The organism is Stenotrophomonas sp. S39, from assembly GCF_016624665.1.
GTDB lineage: Bacteria > Pseudomonadota > Gammaproteobacteria > Xanthomonadales > Xanthomonadaceae > Stenotrophomonas.
The window spans coordinates 53,456-72,707 of the sequence record NZ_JACVTT010000010.1; the positions used below are offsets into that span (position 1 = coordinate 53,456).

14 protein-coding genes are annotated in these 19,252 nt (G+C 69.4%); 13 read left to right on the forward strand and 1 reads right to left on the reverse strand.

The window, feature by feature from the left end; all coding sequences use genetic code 11:
* The first annotated feature begins 62 nt into the window (after positions 1-62).
* The 10 genes from IAE41_RS05080 to IAE41_RS05125 all read left to right on the forward strand — a co-directional run bounded on the left by IAE41_RS05080 (position 63) and on the right by IAE41_RS05125 (position 15,323).
* The gene (locus IAE41_RS05080; RefSeq protein ID WP_164072893.1) at positions 63-1,091 is read left to right on the forward strand and encodes an aspartate-semialdehyde dehydrogenase; all 1,029 of its coding nucleotides are present in this window, start codon (positions 63-65) and stop codon (positions 1,089-1,091) included.
* 154 nt (positions 1,092-1,245) lie between these two features.
* Positions 1,246-3,252 (forward strand): FimV/HubP family polar landmark protein, encoded by a 2,007-nt coding sequence (locus IAE41_RS05085; RefSeq protein WP_200732320.1) that lies wholly within the window; start codon positions 1,246-1,248, stop codon positions 3,250-3,252.
* Between the two features lie 23 nt (positions 3,253-3,275).
* The gene (locus IAE41_RS05090) at positions 3,276-3,635 is read left to right on the forward strand and encodes a VOC family protein (protein WP_079222632.1); all 360 of its coding nucleotides are present in this window, start codon (positions 3,276-3,278) and stop codon (positions 3,633-3,635) included.
* A 35-nt stretch (positions 3,636-3,670) separates the two neighbouring features.
* Positions 3,671-4,441: a tRNA pseudouridine(38-40) synthase TruA gene (truA, locus tag IAE41_RS05095; RefSeq protein WP_200732321.1), complete on the forward strand. Its 771-nt coding sequence runs from the start codon at positions 3,671-3,673 to the stop codon at positions 4,439-4,441.
* Positions 4,438-5,094 carry a phosphoribosylanthranilate isomerase gene (locus IAE41_RS05100; RefSeq protein WP_200732322.1) on the forward strand — a complete coding sequence of 219 codons (657 nt, stop codon included), beginning with the start codon at positions 4,438-4,440 and terminating at the stop codon, positions 5,092-5,094. The genes truA and IAE41_RS05100 overlap by 4 nt, the downstream gene beginning before the upstream one ends.
* A 187-nt stretch (positions 5,095-5,281) precedes the next feature.
* The gene (locus IAE41_RS05105) at positions 5,282-5,953 is read left to right on the forward strand and encodes an OB-fold-containig protein (protein WP_200732323.1); all 672 of its coding nucleotides are present in this window, start codon (positions 5,282-5,284) and stop codon (positions 5,951-5,953) included.
* Positions 5,953-7,971: a hypothetical protein gene (locus IAE41_RS05110; RefSeq protein WP_108758127.1), complete on the forward strand. Its 2,019-nt coding sequence runs from the start codon at positions 5,953-5,955 to the stop codon at positions 7,969-7,971. Before IAE41_RS05105 ends, IAE41_RS05110 begins: the two co-directional genes overlap by 1 nt.
* Before the next feature lie 85 nt (positions 7,972-8,056).
* Complete coding sequence (locus IAE41_RS05115; protein WP_200732324.1) at positions 8,057-13,465, forward strand: DNA repair ATPase; 5,409 nt, start codon at positions 8,057-8,059, stop codon at positions 13,463-13,465.
* Positions 13,462-14,169: a hypothetical protein gene (locus IAE41_RS05120; protein WP_200732325.1), complete on the forward strand. Its 708-nt coding sequence runs from the start codon at positions 13,462-13,464 to the stop codon at positions 14,167-14,169. Before IAE41_RS05115 ends, IAE41_RS05120 begins: the two co-directional genes overlap by 4 nt.
* Before the next feature lie 44 nt (positions 14,170-14,213).
* Entirely contained in the window at positions 14,214-15,323 is a 1,110-nt protein-coding gene (locus tag IAE41_RS05125; RefSeq protein WP_200732326.1) for a toxic anion resistance protein, read from the forward strand.
* Positions 15,324-15,391: 68 nt separating this feature from the next.
* Here IAE41_RS05125 and IAE41_RS05130 read toward each other — a convergent pair whose 3' ends face one another.
* On the reverse strand, positions 15,392-16,276 hold the full coding sequence (locus tag IAE41_RS05130; protein WP_200732327.1) for a LysR family transcriptional regulator: 885 nt from the start codon (positions 16,274-16,276) through the stop codon (positions 15,392-15,394).
* A 97-nt stretch (positions 16,277-16,373) separates the two neighbouring features.
* Between IAE41_RS05130 and trpB the strand changes: the two genes are divergently transcribed.
* The 3 genes from trpB to trpA are packed head-to-tail and all read left to right on the forward strand — an operon-like array spanning position 16,374 to position 19,088.
* A complete protein-coding gene (gene trpB / locus IAE41_RS05135) occupies positions 16,374-17,591 on the forward strand; it encodes a tryptophan synthase subunit beta (RefSeq protein WP_200732328.1) in 1,218 nt (405 codons plus the stop codon).
* A complete protein-coding gene (locus tag IAE41_RS05140) occupies positions 17,588-18,277 on the forward strand; it encodes a hypothetical protein (RefSeq protein WP_200732329.1) in 690 nt (229 codons plus the stop codon). Before trpB ends, IAE41_RS05140 begins: the two co-directional genes overlap by 4 nt.
* Position 18,278: 1 nt before the next feature.
* Complete coding sequence (gene trpA / locus IAE41_RS05145; protein ID WP_079222622.1) at positions 18,279-19,088, forward strand: tryptophan synthase subunit alpha; 810 nt, start codon at positions 18,279-18,281, stop codon at positions 19,086-19,088.
* The last annotated feature ends 164 nt before the right edge of the window (positions 19,089-19,252 follow it).

Genomic DNA, 19,252 nt, shown 5'->3' on the forward strand with positions numbered 1-19,252 from the left:
TTCCCCGAACCCAGCTGTCGTGCGTGAGTTTTTCCCCTTCCCGTTTTCGTGAGAGTTCCCCCATGAGCAATGCACAACGCAGCTTCCACGTCGCCATCGTCGGTGCCACCGGTGCCGTCGGCGAGACCATGCTGGCCATCCTGGCCGAGCGCAACTTCCCGGTCGGTACCCTGAGCCTGCTCGCCTCCGAGCGCTCGGCCGGCGGCGAAGTCGAGTTCGAAGGCCAGAAGGTGAAGATCCAGGACCTGGCCACCTTCGACCCCAGCGGCGTGGAGATCGCCCTGTTCTCGGCCGGTGGCAGCGTGTCCAAGGAATACGCGCCGAAGTTCGCCGCCGCCGGTGCGGTGGTGATCGACAACTCCTCGGCCTTCCGTTACGACGATGACGTGCCGCTGGTGGTGTCCGAGGTCAACCCGGACCAGGTCGGCAACCGTCCGCGCGGCATCATCGCCAACCCGAACTGCTCGACCATGCAGATGCTGGTGGCGCTGGCGCCGCTGCACCGCAAGTACGGCATCGAGCGCATCAACGTCTCCACCTACCAGTCGGTGTCCGGCGGCGGCCGTTCGGCGATGGAAGAGCTGGGCAAGCAGACCGGCCAGCTGCTGAGCTTCCAGGAGATCGATCCGCAGCGCTTCCCGGTGCAGATCGCCTTCAACCTGATCCCGCACATCGACGACTTCCAGGACAACGGCTTCACCAAGGAAGAGATGAAGCTGGTCTGGGAAACCCGCAAGATCCTCGGTGACGAGAGCATCCTGGTGAACCCGACCGCCGTGCGCGTGCCGGTGTTCTACGGCCACTCCGAATCGGTGGCGATCGAAACCCGCGACAAGGTGACCGTGGCCGAAGCGCGCGCGCTGCTGGAGCAGTCGCCGGGCGTGGAAGTGGTGGACCGCCATGAAGCTGGTGGCTACCCGACCCCGGTCACCCACGCCTCGGGCACCGATGCGGTGTACGTCGGCCGCATCCGTGAAGACCTGTCGCACCCGCGCGGCCTGAACCTGTGGATCGTCTCGGACAACGTGCGCAAGGGCGCGGCGCTGAACGCCGTGCAGCTGGCCGAGCTGGTCGCCGCCGAACAGCGCTGATTGGAGGGCCGGGCAATGCCCGGCCTTTTCTGTAGAGCCGAGCCCATGCTCGGCTCATCCCGAGCAGCCGAGCAGCCGAGCAGCCGAGCAGCCGAGCACGGGCTCGGCTCTACATGGATGCGGACCGCGGTCCGCACGCTTTATAGTGTCGCCCATGAATAAACGGGCCAGGGGCGCATCGCGCCCGCTCATCTATCTCTCCGCCGCGCTGCTGGCACTGGCCAGCAGTTCGGCCATGGCCCTGGGCCTGGGCGACATCCGCGTGCTGTCACGCCCCGGCCAGCCCCTGCTGGCCGAGATCCCGGTGGTGTCCGCCGATCCTTCCGAGCTCGAGAACCTGCGCGTGGCGCTGGCCTCGGCCGCCACCTTCGAGCGGGTCGGCCTGCAGCGGCCGACCGGCCTGGTCAGCGAACTCCAGTTCGAACTGACCACCAACAGCCAGGGCAGGGCGGTGGTGCGGGTGACCTCGCAGGCTCCGGTGGAAACCCCGTCGCTGAGCTTCCTGGTCGAAGCCGACTGGGGCCAGGGCCGTCTGGTCCGCGAATATTCCGCCCTGGTCGATGCACCGGCCAGTGCACTGGCCGTGGCCGAGCCGGAAATCGTCGCCCCGGCCGGGGTGCTGGGCAACACCATCACCCGCGATACGCCGCCGCCGCCGGCAGCGCAGGCGCCTGCCGCCGCCCCGGCCGCGCCGGCCACCGCGGCGCGACCGGCCGAGCCGCGACCGCGTGCTGCCGCACCCGCTGCCCGTGCCGCTGCCGACGGCAGCATCACCGTGCAGCAGGGCCAGACCCTTTCGCAGATTGCCGGTGCGCTGGCCCGGGGCAACCAGATCAGCCGGGAGCGGGCGATGATCGCCCTGCTGCGTGCCAATCCGGAGGCCTTCATCCGCGGCAACGTCAACCTGCTCAAGCAGGGCGCGGTACTGCGCGTGCCGGGCAGCGACGCCCTGGCCGCGATCGACGGCAACGAAGCCGCCGCGCTGGTCCGCGAGCATGCCGCGCAGTGGCGCCAGGCGCGCACGATGCCGCAGCCTGCCGGTGCACCGGCGGCCGCGCCCGTGGCCGCCACCGCCACGCCCGCTGCTGCTGCTGCCAGCGCAGGGGCACGTCTTGAGATCGCTCCGGCGCTGGCGTCCGACGCCGCGCACGCGGGCACAACCACCGGCACCGGTGCCGGCAGCGAGGGTGACATGCTGGGCAATGAACAACTGCGGCAGGCCAGGGAAGACGTTGCCACCCGCGATGCCGAGATCGGTGAGCTGAAGCAGCGCGTGGCCGAGCTGGAGAAGCTGAAGGAACAGCAGCAGTCCTTGATTGCGATGAAGGACAACGACCTGGCCGCTGCCCAGCAGCGCCTGGCGCAACCACCCGGCGCACCCGCCGGCGGCACGCCGTGGTACTGGCTGGGCCTGCCGCTGTTGCTGCTGGTGGCCGGTGCCGCCTGGCTGCTGCGCCGGCGCAAGCCCTCGCCGTTGCCCCCGCTGCGTGAGGAAGGCGACGCCGTGGCCCTGGCCGCAGCGGTGCCTGCCGGTGCCGCGCTGGATTCGCTGGCCGAGCAGTCGTCGTGGGCCGCTGGCCACGAAGAGGATGGCCGCCAGGAACCGTCGATGCCGGCCTGGGCCCTCGAAGACGACCGTGCCGCCCAGGCGCATGCCGACCAGGATGCGCTGCCGCCCGAGCCGGTCGAAGAACCGATGGCACCGCCTGCTGCCGACGTCGAGACGTCCTGGCAGGTAGGGGCGCTGGTGACCGACGAGGGCGACGAACTGCCGCCGGCGGTGAGTGACGCCCCGCGCTGGGATGAACCCGCGCCCGAGTTCTCGCCCGCCCCGCCGGAACCGGCCGATGAGGTCGGCGTGCCCGATTACGCGCTGCAGGCCGAGCAGCAGCCGGAGTTCCGCGGCGTGTTCGATCTGCCGGCCGAACCGGCGGAGGCTGCGCCGCCCGCGGCCGCGCCCCTCGACGAGGCGGTGGCGGCCGATGGATCCAGCGACCCCGACTGGGTCCCGCGCGCGGGCCAGGAGCGGCTGGAACTGGCCATCGCCTACCTCGACCTCGGCGACGCGCAGACCGCGCGGACGCTGCTGGAAGAAGTCGCCACCGACGGCGACGTGCACTGCCAGGCGCAGGCGCGCGAACTGCTCGCCCGGCTGGACTGACCACAGGACCACAGGCGCCGCCCATGACCCGCGAAAACCGCATCGACTACGTTGAGTTCGCCTCGGCCGACCCGGCCGCCAGCCGTGCCTTCTTCGAGGCCGTGTTCGGCTGGTCGTTCGTCGACTACGGCGAGGACTACACCGCCTTCGACGATGGCCGCCTGCAGGGCGGCTTCTTCCGTGGCCAGCCGCAGCGGGCCGAAGCCGGCGCACCGCTGCTGGTGCTGTATGCCGATCTGCTGGCGCCGGTCGAAGCGGCCGTGCGCGCGGCTGGCGGCCAGATCGTACGGCCCGTTTTCTCTTTCCCCGGTGGCAGCCGCTTCCAGTTCGTCGAGCCCGGTGGCAACGAACTGGCGGTCTGGTCCGAACGCGACCCGGCCTGAGCGCCGTCCCACCCGCAACATCGAGGTAGCAGCACATGCGTTACGCGCTCGGCGTCGAATACGACGGCAGCGATTTCAGGGGCTGGCAGAACCTGGGCGAGGGTGGACCCAGCGTCCAGGCCAGCCTGGAGAAGGCCTTGTCCTCGGTGGCCGATGCGCCGCTGCAGGTGGTCTGCGCCGGCCGCACCGATGCCGGCGTGCACGGCCAGTGCCAGGTCGTGCATTTCGATACCGACGTGGTGCGCGATCCGCGCGCCTGGATGCTGGGCACCACCACCCGCCTGCCGCGTTCCATCGCGGTGCGCTGGTGCGTGCCGGTGGCCGACGATTTCCACGCCCGCTTCTCGGCGCGCGCCCGCCGCTACCGCTACCGCCTGCTCAACCGCGAGGTGCGCCCGGCACTGGACCGGCAGACCCTCAGCTGGGAACGACGGGCGCTGGACGAGACCCTCATGCATGCCGCCGGCCAGGCCCTGCTCGGCGAGAACGACTTCAGCGCGTTCCGCTCGGTGCAGTGCCAGGCGCTGCATGCGCGGCGCGAGCTGCAGGCCCTGCAGGTCAGCCGCCAGGGCGAGGTCATCGAGGTGGCGGTGCGCGGTAATGCATTCCTTCATCACATGGTCCGCAATATCGTCGGTTCGCTGATCCTGGTCGGCAGCGGCGAGAAACCGGTGGAGTGGATCGCCGAGCTGCTGGCCGGACGCGACCGAACCGTTGCCGGCCCTACCGCACCTCCGCAGGGGCTGGTGTTCCTGGGGCCGCTGTACCCCGACAACTGGCATCTGCCTGCCGAGGTCACCTTATGAGCCGCTCCTACTACCGTACCCGCATCAAGTTCTGTGGCATGACCCGCGCCGGCGATGTGCGCCTGGCCGGCGAACTGGGCGTGGACGCGGTGGGTTTCATCTTCGCCCGTGAAAGCAGCCGCCGGGTGGCCCCGGCCGAAGCCCGGGCGATGCGCCAGGCGATCGCACCGATGGTCGACGTGGTGGCGCTGTTCCGCAGCAACAGCAAGGAAGAAGTGCGTGAGGTGCTGCGCACCGTGCGTCCGACCCTGCTGCAGTTCCATGGCGAGGAAGACGAAAGCTTCTGCCGCAGCTTCAACATGCCGTATCTGAAGGCGATCGCCATGGGCGGTCGCGAGGACGTCAATGCGCGCACCCTGCAGCTGCGCTACCCCAGTGCTGCCGGTTTCCTGTTCGACAGCCACGCCCCGGGTGGCGGTGGCGGCACCGGCGTGGCCTTCGACTGGGCGCGCATTCCGACCGGCCTGCACCGTCCCTTCCTGCTGGCCGGCGGGCTGAACCCGGAGAACGTGAAGGACGCCATCCTCGCCACCCTGCCGTGGGGCGTTGACGTGTCCAGCGGCATCGAGGTCGAGCCGGGCATCAAGGACGGCTACAAGATGCGCACGTTCGTCGAAGAGGTGCGCAGCGCCGACTGCACCGTGCTGGAGTGACCGGGCACGACCCCGCGCGCGTCGCCGCCTGCGGTCGGCGCGCGTCTTCACATTTGTCCCTGTACACCCTCTTCACATAGGATGAAGGGGAAGCCATGGCCATGAGGGCCGTGGCGGGATCGACGGAACCGCTCCCGGCGGATTCCGAACGGGGCGTCACGCGCCCATAGCCCAGGAAGGCAAAGCGATGCAGGAATTCCTCACCGTCGTGTTCGGCTACCCGACCCTGCCGTACAGCGTCCTGCTGGCGGTGTCGCTGATCTATTGGGGGCTTGCCGCTTTTGGCCTGGTCGATGACGGGTTCGGCGATCTCGGCGCCGATGGTGCGCTGGACAGTGACACCGATCTCAGCGGCCTCTCGGCCCTGCTGCAGCGCTTCGGCCTCGGTGGCGTGCCGGTCATGGTCGTGGTCACCCTGCTGGGCTTCTTCGGCTGGGCCTTGACCTATTTCATCCATCTGTTCGTACTGTTGCCGCTGCCGGACCTGCTGCGCTGGGGTTTCGGCACGCTCGTGGCCGTGCTCGCGCCGCTGCCGGCGGTGCCGATCACCGCACTGCTGCTGCGGCCCATCCGCACCTTCCTGCAGCGCCTGCAGCCGGTCGCACAGGCCTCCCTGCTGGGGCGCGTGGGCGTGGTCGCCTCGCCCCGGGTGGATGCGCGCAGCGGCCACGCCACGGTCGATGACGGCGGTGCCGGGCTGGTGCTGCAGGTGCGCAGCGACATCGAACTGCAGCGTGGCGAGCGCATCGTGCTGGTCGAGCACGTGGCCGAACACCATTACTACCGGGTGGTCCGCGCTGATGCGGTCGCCCTCGATTTCCAGGACAACCTGCTTCCGGGCAACAAGGAGAATCACTGATGAGTTTTGCTGGCGCGGCCCCCTTCCTGATCGGGATCATCGTCCTCGTAGGCCTGCTGCTGGGCCTGGCGGGACTGTTCAAGGCGTTCTACCGCAAGGTCGACCAGGGCGTGGCCCTGATCGTCAACGACATGAGCGCCACGCCCAAGGTGCACTTCACCGGTGCGCTGATCATCCCGGTGCTGTACCGCGCCGAGCTGATGCGGATCAGCCTGATCACCCTGCAGATCGACCGCCGCGGCAAGGAAGGCCTGATCTGCCGCGACAACATGCGCGCCGACATCGCCGTGGCCTTCTACCTGCGGGTCAACGAGACCCAGGCCGACGTGCTGCGCGTGGCCAAGGCCATCGGTGCCGACCGTGCCTCGGACAAGCACGCCGTCGATGAGCTGTTCAACGCCAAGTTCTCCGAAGCGCTGAAGACGGTCGGCAAGAAGTTCGACTTCACCGAGCTGTTCGAGAAGCGCCAGGAATTCCGCGACGAGATCATCGCGGTCATCGGCAACGACCTGAACGGCTATGTGCTGGAAGACGTGGCCATCGACTACCTGGAGCAGACCCCGAAATCGCTGCTGGACCAGTTCAACATCCTCGACGCGCAGGGTATCCGCAAGATCACCGAGCTGACCGCCGCGCAGAACGTGGTGACCAACGAGCTGGAGCAGAACGAGAAGCTCGCCATCACCAAGAAGAACGTGGAAGCGCGCGAAGCGCTGCTGGCCCTGGAACGCCAGCAGGCCGAGGCCGAGGCGCGGCAGAAGCGCGAGATCGAGACCATCCGCGCCCGCGAGGAAGCCGAGACCGCCAAGGTGCAGGAAGAGCAGCGCCAGCTGTCCGAGAACGCACGCATCGAAGCGCAGCAGCTGATCGACATCCGTGACCAGAACCGCCTGCGCGAAGTGGAAGTGGCCGAACAGAACCGCCAGCGTGCAGTGGCCATCGAAGCCGAGCGCGTGGAGCGCGCGCGCCAGCTGGAACAGGTCACCACCGACCGCGAAGTGCAGCTGCAGGGCGTCGAGCGTGACAAGGTGGTCGAGCAGGGCAAGATGGACGTGGCCAACATCACCCGCGAACGCATCTCCATCGACAAGACCGTGGCCCAGGAAGAAGAGCGCATCAAGGAAGTGCGCGAGGTCTCCGAGGCCGACCGCCAGAAGCAGGTGCTGATCCTGGAAGCCGAAGCCAAGGCGCAGGAATCGCTGGTGCGCGAAGTGAAGGAAGCGCAGGCCCGCGAAACCGCCTCCAAGCACCGCGCGGTGGAACTGACCACCCTGGCCCAGGCCGAACACGAAGCGGCCGGCAAGCAGGCCGAAGCCAAGCGCCTGCTGGCCGACGCCTTCCGTGCCGAACAGGCGGCGCCGGGCCTGGCCGAAGCGCAGGTGCGTGAAGCCTCCGCACTGGCCATCGAGAAGGTCGGTATCGCCGAAGCCCGCGTGATCGAAGCCAAGGCCGAAGCCAACCTGAAGCAGGGCAGCAACGAGGCCCGCGTGCTGGCCGAAACCCTGCAGGCGCAGGCCCAGGGCGAAGAGAAGATGGGCCTGGCCCGTGCCACCGCCACCGAATCGCTGGGCAACGCCGAAGCCGGCGTGGTGCAGAAGAAGCTGCTGGCCGAAGCCGAAGGCCTGGTGCGCAAGTTCGAAGCCATCGCCTCGCTGAGCGACCAGGCACGTGGCCACGAAGAGTTCCGCATGATGCTGGACAACAGCCTGAAGCAGGCACTGGCCTCCATCGAAGCGGGCAAGGAAGTCTCGCGCGAGAACGCCAACGTCATCGCCAGCGCGCTGCGCAATGCCGACATCGACCTGGTCGGTGGCGACGGCGGCATGTTCGAGAACCTGGTCAAGGCCGTGTCGCTGGGCAAGTCGATCGAAGGCTTCGCCGGCAAGAGCCCGATCGTGCAGGAGCTGATGCAGCGCTACCTGGGCGTGGCCGTGGCCGAACCGGCACCGCGGCAGATCGCCGAGGACGCCGACGCGGCCCCGGCCGTGTCGGCCGCCGTGGTCGACAGCGCCCGTTGATGCACCGGGCGGTGGCCGCTGCGGCCACCGCCCGCCCGCGCCGGCCGCAACCACGGCCGGCCGTCCGTAAGCCGGAAGCCTGCTGATGTCTGAAACCCATCCGTCCGCCGAAACCACCGCGCCGGAGGCCGGCGGCAACACCGTCGACCAGGCCGTTGCCCAGGGCGGTGCCTACGAAGTCCTGCGCCGCCGCCTTGGCGAACAGGGCCAGCGCCTGCAGGCGTTGGCCGAAGCCCTCAACCGCCAGCGACTGGCCGAGTTCGGCGACAGCCGGCTGGAGGTGGTCGGTCGCTTCCGCATCCGCAGCGAGAACAACTGCGTCGGCCGTGACATCGTCCAGGTCGGGCCTGACCGCCTGCTGTTCGGCTACAACGTCTACATCGGGCTCAAGACCCATACCCGCATCGAGGATGTGTTCGGCCTGTACCGGCTGGTGCAGGGCAAGGACGGCTACGATGTGGCCGCGCTGGAGCTGAAGGGCAGCTTCCTCGACCAGCCCGGCTTCGTGCACGACTTCAACGAGCTGTACGCCTACTACAAGCACGCGCGCCTGCTGCAGCTGATCGTGGTCGGCGACAAGCTGCTGGCCTCGTTCCAGATCGGCGAGCGCAGCAGCGACGTGCGCGTGTTCCGCTGGGCGCTGTCGCGCGAAGGCGAGCTGACCTACCTCGATGCGCGCGGCGAACGCGATATCGCCCTGCCGCCGCCGTTCGATTTCGAATGGACCAAGGCCACCCGCGACCTCGCGGTCAACGGCCGCCACTCGCACCTGAACATCCTCGACACCCTGTTCGTGGAAACCACCGGTGGCGACCTGACCATCAAGGTCGAGAACAACACCGAAACCGGGCAGGGCATCTACAGCGAACCGGTGGAGGACAGCACGCAGTCGCTGGACGACGCCCAGTTCGAATTCGCGCGCGTCGGTTCGCTGCTGCTGCTGAAGGTGCTGCCGTACCGCGAGACCGTCTGGCGCGGCCTGATCTACAACACGCTCACCGGCGAAATCGTGCGCAACGACGCCATCGTCCAGGCCTGCGTGCAGCTGCCCGAAGACCACGGCGTGATCTTCCCCGGCGGCTATTACCTGCAGGGCGGCGAGCACAAGGCCTTCGATGCCTCGATGGCCGGCATGCAGTTCAAGCGCAGCATCCGCTCGCCCAACGGCGAGGACGTGCTCTACATCTTCTACGAGCGCGAAGGCGGGCGCTCGGCGCTGTTCGTCTACAACACCATCCAGCGCGTGCTGCAGAACCCGGTGTTCGGCCACGGCTATGCCTTCATGCAGGATGGGCGCATGGTGCTGTTCCATGCCGAAGGCGCCGAACCCACCCGCATCCATCCGATGCAGGTCTGGCAGACGCCGTTCAGCAGCGACGAGTTCGCCGCCAGCCGGCCGCCCGGCAACACCTTCATGGGCCGCATCGGCAATGCCGAGCTGGTGCGCGGTATCTCCAACCTGTTCAACCTGTCCCGCGAGATCGACGGCCAGGATGTCTCGGTGCAGCGCTACCAGCGCCTGGTGGCCGACACCCGCCGCCTGTTCGATACCCACCACTGGCTGGGGGACGAGGCCTGCGACGGCGCCGAAGCGCTGCTGCGGCAGATCAGTGCCACCGGCGAGTCGGTGCTGGACGAGTACGAGAAGGTACAGTCCATCCGCGAGCAGTCGGCGCAGGCGATGGTCGAGGCGGAAGCGAACTACAAGGCGCTGCTGGGCCGGCTGCAGCCGCAGAACTGGAACGAGGTGCAGGCCTTCGTCGAGGCCCTGAACGAGATCACCGCGCTGCGCGGGCGGCTGCTGACCATCCGTGAGCTGCGCTACATCGACACCGCGCGCATCGAGGCGATGGCCGCCGAACTGGTGCAGGCGCAGGATCGCGTGGGCGCCGCCACCGGCGAGTTCCTGGCCGGCGATGCCGCACTGGCACCGCTGGGCAGCCGCCTGCAGGCACTGGATGAAGCGGCCCAGCAGGCGAGCAGTGCGCGCCAGCTGGACGAGCAGCTGGACGGCATGCGTGGCATGGCCGCCGACCTGGACATGCTGTCCGAACTGATGGCCGGCCTGAAGGTGGACGATGCCACCGCGCGTACCCGCGTGGTCGAATCGATTTCCGCGCTGTACGGGCGGCTGAACCAGGCGCGCACGCGTGCCGAACAGCGCCGCCGCACGCTCGGCTCGGCCGAGGCCGTGGCCCAGTTCGCCGCACAGTTCGCGTTGTTCTCGCAGTCCATCACCAGTGCGCTGGCGATGGCCAACGATCCGGAAAAGGCCGACGAACAGCTGTCGCGCCTGCTGGTGCAGCTGGAGGAACTGGAAAGCCAGTTCGGCGAGCACGAGCAGTTCCTCGGCGACATCCTCAGCAAGCGCGAGGAACTGGTCGAAGCCTTCGAGACGCACAAGCAGGCGTTGCTGGACGACCGCCAGCGCAAGGCGCGCTCGGTGCTCGACGCGGCCAACCGCATCCTGGATGGCCTGGCCAAGCGCACCGAGCGCTTCGCCACCGCCGACGAGCTCAACGCGTTCTTCGCCGGCGATCCGCTGATCCTCAAGCTGCGCGAACTGGCCGAGCGGCTGCGTGCGCTGCGCGACAACGTCAAGGCCGATGACATCGAGGCGCGCCTGAAGGGCGTGCGCGACCAGGCCGTGCGCCAGCTGCGCGACCGCAGCGACCTGTACGAAGCCGGCGGCAACGTCGTCCGGCTCGGGCCGCGCCACCGTTTCAGCGTGAACACCCAGGCCCTGGACCTGACCCTGCTGCCGCGCGGCGACACGCTGGCCATCCACCTCACCGGCACCGATTTCCTGGAAACCCTGCACGACCCCGAACTGGAGGCGCTCAAGCCGTTCTGGCCGGTGACCCTGGATTCGGAATCCGATGCGATCTACCGCGGCGAGTACCTGGCTGGCAGCCTGCTGCTGGCCGCGCAGGACGGCCGCGATGGCCTGGACATGGCCCAGCTGCAGCACGATCTCGCCAGCCCCGAGGCGCTGGACCAGCGCGTGCGTGCGTTCGCCGCGCCGCGCTACCGCGAGGGGTATGAGCGCGGCATCCATGACCACGATGCGGCGCTGATCCTGCACGCCCTGCTGCCGCTGCAGCAGGCCGCCGGCAGCTTGCGCCATGCACCGCGCGTCCGCGCACTGGCCATGCTGTTCTGGGCCGCCGAGCAGCGCAACGAGGCCGTGGCGCAGTGGCCGGCGCGCCAGGCCGGTGCCGATGCCATCGCCCGCCTGTTCGGTTCCGACGAAGGACGCCAGGCGCTGCGCGCGGAGATGGCCGCTGCGCTGGATGCGTTCGTGCAGGCGCAGGCCCTGCCGTTCGACGCCGCCGCGATCGAAGGTGCCGCTGCCTACCTCGGTGACGAACTGAGCGCGGGCGATCCGGTATTCGCCAGCAGCCGCCATGCGCTGGCGCTGCTGGAGGCATTGCAGCAGCAGCTGGAGCAGGCAGGACAGCGCGAGGCACTGGAACGCGCGCTGCAGCGTGGACAGGATCCGCTGCCGCTGCGCTGGGCGTTGGCCGGGCAGTGGCTGCGCGCGCTGGGCCGGCTGCCGGCGCAGGCCGCCCATGCCGGTTACACCGATGAGGCCGCCGCACTGCTGCTGGTGCAGCGGCAGCTGCGCACGCGCGCCAGCGATGCCACTCTGCGGGTGGAAGTGAACGGCCTGCTCGGCGAGCATCCGCGCATCGTGCAGGGCACCCTGGCGCTGTCGCTGGATGATTTCCTGGCCCGCCTTCACGCCCACCTGCAGCAGTTCGTGCCGGCATTCCACGCCTACCAGGCGGTGCGCCAGGGCATCATCGGCCGTGAGCGGCAGGCCCTGCGCCTGTCCGAGTTCAAGGCGCGGCCGCTGTCCTCGTTCGTGCGCAACAAGCTCATCAACGACGTCTACCTCGGCGTGATCGGCGACAACCTGGCCAAGCAGATGGGCACGGTGGGCGAGAACAAGCGCAGCGACCTGATGGGCCTGCTGATGATGATCTCGCCGCCAGGCTACGGTAAGACCACGCTGATGGAATACGTGGCGCACCGGCTGGGCCTGGTCTTCATGAAGATCAACGGCCCGGCACTGGGCCACGAGGTGCGCTCGCTGGATCCGGAGCAGGCGCCCGACGCCACCTCGCGGCAGGAGCTGGAAAAGCTCAACCTGGCGCTGGAGATGGGCAACAACACCATGCTGTATGTGGATGACATCCAGCACACCCATCCCGAGTTCCTGCAGAAGTTCATTTCGCTGTGCGATGGCACCCGCCGCATCGAAGGCGTGTGGCGAGGCCGCACGCGCACCTATGACATGCGCGGCAAGAAGTTCTGCGTGGTGATGGCCGGCAACCCGTATACCGAGTCGGGCGAGGTGTTCAAGATTCCGGACATGCTGGCCAACCGCGCCGACATCTACAATCTCGGCGACGTGCTGGGCGGCATGGAAGCGGCGTTCACCCTCAGCTACATCGAGAACAGCCTGACCTCCAACCCGGTGCTGGCACCGCTGGCGACCCGTGACATGGCCGACCTGTACCTGCTGGTCGATCGCGCGATGGGCAAGGACGTGTCGACCAACGGTCTCAGCCATGCCTACAGCGGTGCCGAGATCAACGAGATCACCGCCACCCTGCAGCGCATGCTGCGCGTGCGCGACGTGGTCTACCGGGTCAACCAGCAGTACATCGCCAGCGCTGCGCAGGATGACCGCTACCGCACCGAGCCGCCGTTCCGCCTGCAGGGCAGCTACCGCAACATGAACAAGCTGGCCGAGAAGATCTCGCCGGTGATGAACGAGGACGAGCTGCAGCAGCTGATCTCCGACCATTACCTGGGCGAGGCGCAGCTGCTGACCACCGGCGCCGAGGAAAACCTGCTGAAGCTGGGCGAGCTGCGCGGCGTGCTGGACGAGGCGCAGGCGCAGCGCTGGGCGCAGATCAAGCGTGATTTCCTGCGCAACAAGGCCATGGGTGCCGACGACAGCGATGTCGGTGGGCGCGTGGTCGCGCAGCTGGCCGACATCGCCAGTGCACTGCAGCTGCCGCCACCGGCTGCGCCGCAGGTGGCGGCTGATCCGGCACCGTGGCCGGCCTTGCTGGAAGCGCTGCAGCGCCTGGCCGAAGCACGCCCGGAAGCACCGGCCGCCGTGCAGCCTGCCGAGCCGCTGGTGATTGCTGCGCCCAGCCCCCCGGCCACGCCGCTGGCCGAGGACCTTCAGGCCGGGCTGGCCCCGCTGGTGCAGCTGCTGGCGGCCTCGCAGGCGCAGCAGGAACAGGTGTCGCAGACCCTGGCCGCCTTCGCCGGGTGGGCGCGGCAGCAGGTCGAAGGCGCGGCCGGCGCCACCACCACTGCCGCGCGCCGTCCGCGTGTGCGGCGTGCCAGCACGCCGGAGGAACGCGCACTGGATGAGGCGCTGATGCGCCACTTCTACGGCGAGTCGCTGCCGCCGGAAGCCACTGACGACGCCCCGGCGGGAAGCGCGCCGATGCCGCCGCCGTTGCCATGACCCACGCGGCGCCCCTGCCGACGCCGCAGCGGCCGGACACGGCCGATGTCGCACGCCTGGCCGACTACGGTGCGCCGCTGCTGCAGGCACTGGCCGCGCGCGACGTCGCGTTGCCGGCGACCGCCGGCGATGGGCTGGTCGAGGCGCTGGCACGCATCGCGCTGGCGCTGCAGGCTGCCGACCCGGCACGCCTGCGCCGGCAGGAAAGCTGGTGGGGCCGCCTGCTTGGCCGCGACGTCGAGCGTGAGGCCGCAGGCCGCGGCCTGCAGTCGCAGCTGGGGGTTCTCGCCCTGCAGGCACGCGAGCAGGCCCAGCAGTTGCAGCAGCACATGGCCGTGCGTGCCACCGCGATCAGCGCGACCGGCCAGGCCGCCGAAGCACTGCAGGCCTGGGCGGATGCGGCCGCCGCGGACCTGCCAGCGCTGCAGGGCGCCGGCCAGGAAGCACTGGCGGCGCGCATCGACCACCTGCAGCGGCTGGCGGCACTGCGCCGCATCGAAGCCGGGCAGTGGCAGCTGCTGCAGCAACAGGATGAGGTGCTGCTGCAGCGCTTCGCCCGTATCCACGATGTCCTGCTGCCAGCGTGGCGGCAGGCTGCACTGGCCGCGCAGGCCGCCACCGGCGCGGTCCGTGCCGGCCAGGCGGCCACGCTGCATGCACAGATCGACGACGAGGTGGCGGCGGCTCAGGCTAGACTGCGCTGAGCCGGCCGCCGCTGCCGCCAACCCACCTGCAAGGAGACTGCCCGATGACCCAGGACAGCCAGCACCCAGGCACCCTCGTGCCCACCCCGGCCACCCCTTCCGCACTCGACGAAGGCGCGCTGCAGGCGTTGGGCCTTGTCCGCGAGGACCTGCCGCGCATCGCCGAGATCCGCATGGAACTGGACGACCTGCGCCCGGGCAACCTGCAGGTGTTCGGCCGCGAGGCCGCGACGCGCACGGCAGCGTTCTCAAGCCAGCTGCTGGACCAGGTGCGCAACCGCGACCTCGATGCCAGCGGCGACAAGCTGGGCGAAGTGGTGCGCATCGCGCGCAGCCTGAAACTGGACGGTTTCGCCCAGCGTTCGAAGGTGCCGGTGATCGGCGGCCTGATCGATCGCCTGCGCGTGTCCAAGGGCGAACTGGTGCAGAAGTTCAGCGACACCAACGCACAGATCGAGCAGCTGCTGGGCGACGTGGGCGTGCAGCAGGCGCTGATGGGCAAGCGCGTGGGCGAGTTCGACCGCATGCACGAGATCGTGCGCGAGGAGCGCCACGCGCTGGGCCTGTACGCAGCCGCCGGCAAGCAGCGCCTGGCCGAACTGCAGGCCGAGCAGCTGGCAGGGCAGGGCAGCGACGACCCGCAGCAGCGCATCCGCCAGAGCGAAGTCGACAATGCGATCCGCCTGATCGAAAAGCGCGTGTCCGACCTGCAGCTGATGCAGCACGCGGCCGACCAGTCGCTGCCGATGATCCGCCTGATCCAGGCCAACGCGCTGCAGCTGATCGAGAAATTCAACACGGTGCGCGAGATCACCATCCCGTCGTGGAAGCGCCAGTTCGCCATCCAGCTTTCGATGGGCGAGCAGAAGGCCGCGGTCGAGCTGTCCACCGCCATCGACGATGCCACCAACGAGCTGATGCGCCGCAATGCCGATCTGCTGCGCCAGGCGTCGGTGGATACCGCACGCAGCAACCAGCGCGGCGTGATCGACGTGGCCACGCTGCGCCACGTGCACGACCAGCTGATCGCCACGGTGGAGGAAGTGCGCAGCATCCATCGCGAAGGCATGCAGCAGCGCCAGCAGGCCGAAGTCGAACTGTCGCGCCTGCGCGAAGACCTGCAGCAGCGGCTCGCCGCACCCACGGCACCCTGACCGGTCGGGTCCAGCGCGCAGGCGTAGCGTCGAGCTTGCTCGACTGAGGTAGTGGAGCAAGCTCGACGCTACAGTTGCGCCATCGCCCACTCGGCCAGCGCATCCACGCGCGGGTCGGCCGGGCCGTCCGGCCGCGCCAGCACCCAGAACCCGCCTGTCGCCGAGAATCCCCAGGGCGCGATCAGCCGCCCGGCGGCCAGGTCCTCGGCCACCAGCGGCTCCGGCGCGATCGCTGGCCCCAGGCCTGCCACGGCCGCTTCCAGCAGGTAGTACAGATGCTCGAAGCCGGTGCCCATCTGCAACTGCGCCGGGTCCAGCCCATGCGCCTGCGCCCAGGCCGGCCATGCCTGCGGGCGAGAGCTGGTGTGCAGCAGCGTCTCCTTCAGCAGTGCCGGGGGCGGCACATAGCGCAACCGCTGCGCGGCGGGATGCGAGGGCGCCACCACCACGCCCACCCGTTCCGGCGCCAGTTCGCGCACCTGCCAGCCGCGCGGCCACGGGCCCTGCGCCAGCAGCAGGACCGCATCCAGCGCCGCCTGCGCCTCGGTGAAGGCGCCATCCAGGGCCGACCACTGCAGGTTCACCCCGGGCAGGGCCGCCTGCAACGCGGGCAGCCGTGGAATCATCCAGCGCGCCAGCACGCTGCCGCTGCAGCCCAGCACCAGCGCCGGGGAGCGCGCCGGTTGGCGCAGTTCGCGCACACAGGCCTCGATGCCGGCGAAGGCCTCGCCGCAGGCCGCATGCAGGCGCTGCCCGGCCTCGGTCAGGCGCAGCCCGCGCCCGGCGCGCTGGAACAACGGCAGCCCCAGGTGGTCTTCCAGCAGCTTCAGCTGCCGGCTCACCGCACCGTGGGTGACATGCAGGGCCTGCGCGGCGCGGCCCACGCCGCCCAGTCGGGCGGTGGCCTCGAAGGCACGCAGGGCATTGAGCGGCGGCAGCAGGGTGGTACTCATGTGAGATTTCCTGACGATATGCGCCAGATAATATCGATATTCCGGTCAGGATCCGTGCGCTAGAGTATCCACCTGTCTCGAACCAGCGGTCGCTTCCATGTCTGCCTCCCCCATTGCCGACTTCCACGCCTTCCCGGATGCCCAGGGCCACTTCGGCCGCTATGGCGGCAGCTTCGTCGCCGAAACCCTGGTCGGCCCGCTGCAGGAACTGGCCCAGGCCTATGACGAGGCCCGCCAGGACCCCGCATTCCAGCAGGCCTACGACCGCGACCTGGCCCATTACGTGGGCCGGCCGAGCCCGATCTACCACGCCCAGCGCCTGAGCGATCACGTGGGTGGCGCGCAGATCCTGCTCAAGCGCGAGGACCTGAACCACACCGGCGCGCACAAGATCAACAACACCATCGGCCAGGCCCTGCTGGCCGCGCGGATGGGCAAGAAGCGCATCATCGCCGAGACCGGCGCCGGACAGCACGGCGTGGCCAGTGCCACCGTTGCCGCACGGCTGGGACTGGAGTGCGTGGTGTACATGGGCGCCACCGATATCGAGCGGCAGAAGATCAACGTCTACCGCATGAAGCTGCTCGGAGCGACGGTGGTGCCGGTCACTTCCGGCTCGGCCACCCTGAAGGATGCGCTCAACGAAGCGATGCGCGACTGGGTGACCAACGTGCAGGACACCTTCTACATCATCGGCACCGTGGCCGGCCCGGACCCGTACCCGCGCATGGTGCGTGATTTCAACGCCATCGTCGGCCGCGAAGCGCGCGAACAGATGCTGGCCGAGTATGGCCGCCTGCCCGATGCGATCACCGCCTGCGTCGGCGGCGGCAGCAATGCCATCGGCCTGTTCCATGCCTTCCTCAACGACCGCCAGGTCGAGATCTTCGGCGCTGAAGCGGCCGGTGACGGCATCCATACCGGCCGACATGCCGCATCGATCGCAGCCGGCCGTCCCGGCGTGCTGCACGGCAACCGCACCTACGTGCTGTGCGATGACGATGGCCAGATCATCGAAACGCATTCGGTGTCGGCCGGCCTGGATTACCCCGGCGTCGGCCCCGAGCACGCGTTCCTGGCCGACAGCGGCCGCGCCACCTACCTCGGCATCACCGACGAAGAGGCGCTGCAGGCCTTCCATCTGCTGGCGCATGCCGAAGGCATCCTGCCGGCACTGGAATCCAGCCATGCGCTGGCCCAGGCCATCAAGCTGGCCCGCGAGCGCCCGCGTGACCAGATCGTGCTGTGCAACCTGTCCGGCCGTGGCGACAAGGACGTGCACACCATCGCCGCGCGCGAAGGCCTGGTGCTGTGAACGGCATGCTGCGCCACGGTGGCGCGCTGGTGCTGGCGGTTGGCCTGGGAGGCTGCACGCCGCCCGATCCGCCGGTGCTGGCGCCCGCGCCGGCGTCGCCCGCAGCCATCGCTCCGGCACGCCAGCTGGCCAGCAATGATGATGACGCCGCGCATCGCCCCATCGAGGATGCGCCGGCGGCCACCCGCGCCGACAGCGCCGAGGACGAAACCGCCCCGGCAGTCGTTTCCGTGGCGCTGGATCATGCCGGCGACGTGCTGATCGGCCAACCCTTCAGCGAGCTGGAGGGAGAGGCGCAGTGGCATTCGGCCGGCCTCGGCGAGGCCACGGCCGGGCGTTGCGAGTATTACGAGCGCGGCACGCTGCCCGAGGGCGTGGCGATGATGGTGCAGGACGGCGACGTGGTGCGTTTCGACCTGGCCCCCATCGACGATTCGGGCCAGGTGGTGGTGCAGCCGGGGCCGTTCGGCCTGCACCTGGACATGCCGCGCGCACAGGCCCTGAAGCTGCTGCCAGCGGGCGCCATCGCGCGGCCCTATGGCGAAGATGCCGAGGCCGGCGAGACCCTGCTCTGGCAGGACCCCGGTTCCGACCTGGCGATCCGCGTGGAGATCGTCGACGGCACCGTATCCCGAATGTACTGGGGCGCCAGCGGCGCCGTTGACCTGATCGAAGGATGTACCTGACATGTCCGTTTCCCGACTCGATGCCTGTTTCCAGCGCCTGCGCGAGCAGCAGCGCAAGGCCCTGATCCCGTTCATCACTGCTGGCGATCCGTCGCTGGAGGCCACCGTGCCGGTCATGCATGCGCTGGTCGAGGCCGGCGCCGACGTGATCGAACTGGGCGTGCCGTTCTCCGATCCGATGGCCGATGGCCCGACCATCCAGCGCAGCTCCGAGCGCGCGCTGGCCCGCGGCGCCGGCAGCCGCTACGTCCTGCAGGCCGTGGCGCAGTTCCGCCAGCGCGATGCGCAGACCCCGGTAGTGCTGATGGGCTACCTCAACCCGGTGGAGATCCACGGCTATGCGGCGTTCGCCAAGGCCGCGGTCGAAGCCGGCGTGGACGGCGTGCTGCTGGTGGACCTGCCGCCGGAAGAAGCCACCGAAGCGCTGCAGGCGTTCGACGCGGCCGGCCTGGCGCTGGTCCTGCTGGCCTCGCCCACCACCAGCGAGGCCCGTGCCGACAAGCTGCTGGCGCTGGCCCGTGGCTACCTCTACTACGTCAGCTTCGCCGGCGTCACCGGCGCCTCCGAGCGCCTGGACAGCGAGGCCGCCAGCGCTCGCCTGCAGGCCCTGCGTGCACGCGCCAGCGTGCCGGTGGTGGCTGGCTTCGGCATCAAGGATGCGGCCAGTGCCGCGGCCATGGCCCGCCAGGCCGATGGCGTGGTGGTCGGCAGTGCCCTGGTGGCGGCGCTGGCCGATGCCGCCTCGGCCGACGAAGCAGCCCAGCGGGCCGGCGCCTTCCTGGCCCCGCTGCGGCAGGCGCTGGACGCGTAACGGTAGTGCCGGCCGCTGGCCGGCATGCCATGCAAGAGCGTGTCGACCAACGGTCGACACCCACCAGAGCGGGGATCGAGCGATGTCGGTAGCGCCGGGCCATGCCCGGCGTTGGTAGTGCCGGCCGCTGGCCGGCATGCCATGCAAGAGCGTGTCGACCAACG

Excerpts from the sequence above, each read along its gene's own strand:
- IAE41_RS05110 (WP_108758127.1), top strand. The coding sequence starts at position 5,953 with ATGAGTTTTGCTGGCGCGGCCCCCTTCCTGATCGGGATCATCGTCCTC.
- IAE41_RS05115 (WP_200732324.1), top strand. The coding sequence starts at position 8,057 with ATGTCTGAAACCCATCCGTCCGCCGAAACCACCGCGCCGGAGGCCGGC.
- IAE41_RS05085 (WP_200732320.1), top strand. The coding sequence starts at position 1,246 with ATGAATAAACGGGCCAGGGGCGCATCGCGCCCGCTCATCTATCTCTCC.
- IAE41_RS05130 (WP_200732327.1), bottom strand. The coding sequence starts at position 16,276 with ATGAGTACCACCCTGCTGCCGCCGCTCAATGCCCTGCGTGCCTTCGAG.
- IAE41_RS05100 (WP_200732322.1), top strand. The coding sequence starts at position 4,438 with ATGAGCCGCTCCTACTACCGTACCCGCATCAAGTTCTGTGGCATGACC.
- IAE41_RS05090 (WP_079222632.1), top strand. The coding sequence starts at position 3,276 with ATGACCCGCGAAAACCGCATCGACTACGTTGAGTTCGCCTCGGCCGAC.
- IAE41_RS05105 (WP_200732323.1), top strand. The coding sequence starts at position 5,282 with ATGCAGGAATTCCTCACCGTCGTGTTCGGCTACCCGACCCTGCCGTAC.
- IAE41_RS05080 (WP_164072893.1), top strand. The coding sequence starts at position 63 with ATGAGCAATGCACAACGCAGCTTCCACGTCGCCATCGTCGGTGCCACC.
- trpB (WP_200732328.1), top strand. The coding sequence starts at position 16,374 with ATGTCTGCCTCCCCCATTGCCGACTTCCACGCCTTCCCGGATGCCCAG.
- IAE41_RS05125 (WP_200732326.1), top strand. The coding sequence starts at position 14,214 with ATGACCCAGGACAGCCAGCACCCAGGCACCCTCGTGCCCACCCCGGCC.
- truA (WP_200732321.1), top strand. The coding sequence starts at position 3,671 with ATGCGTTACGCGCTCGGCGTCGAATACGACGGCAGCGATTTCAGGGGC.
- IAE41_RS05120 (WP_200732325.1), top strand. The coding sequence starts at position 13,462 with ATGACCCACGCGGCGCCCCTGCCGACGCCGCAGCGGCCGGACACGGCC.
- trpA (WP_079222622.1), top strand. The coding sequence starts at position 18,279 with ATGTCCGTTTCCCGACTCGATGCCTGTTTCCAGCGCCTGCGCGAGCAG.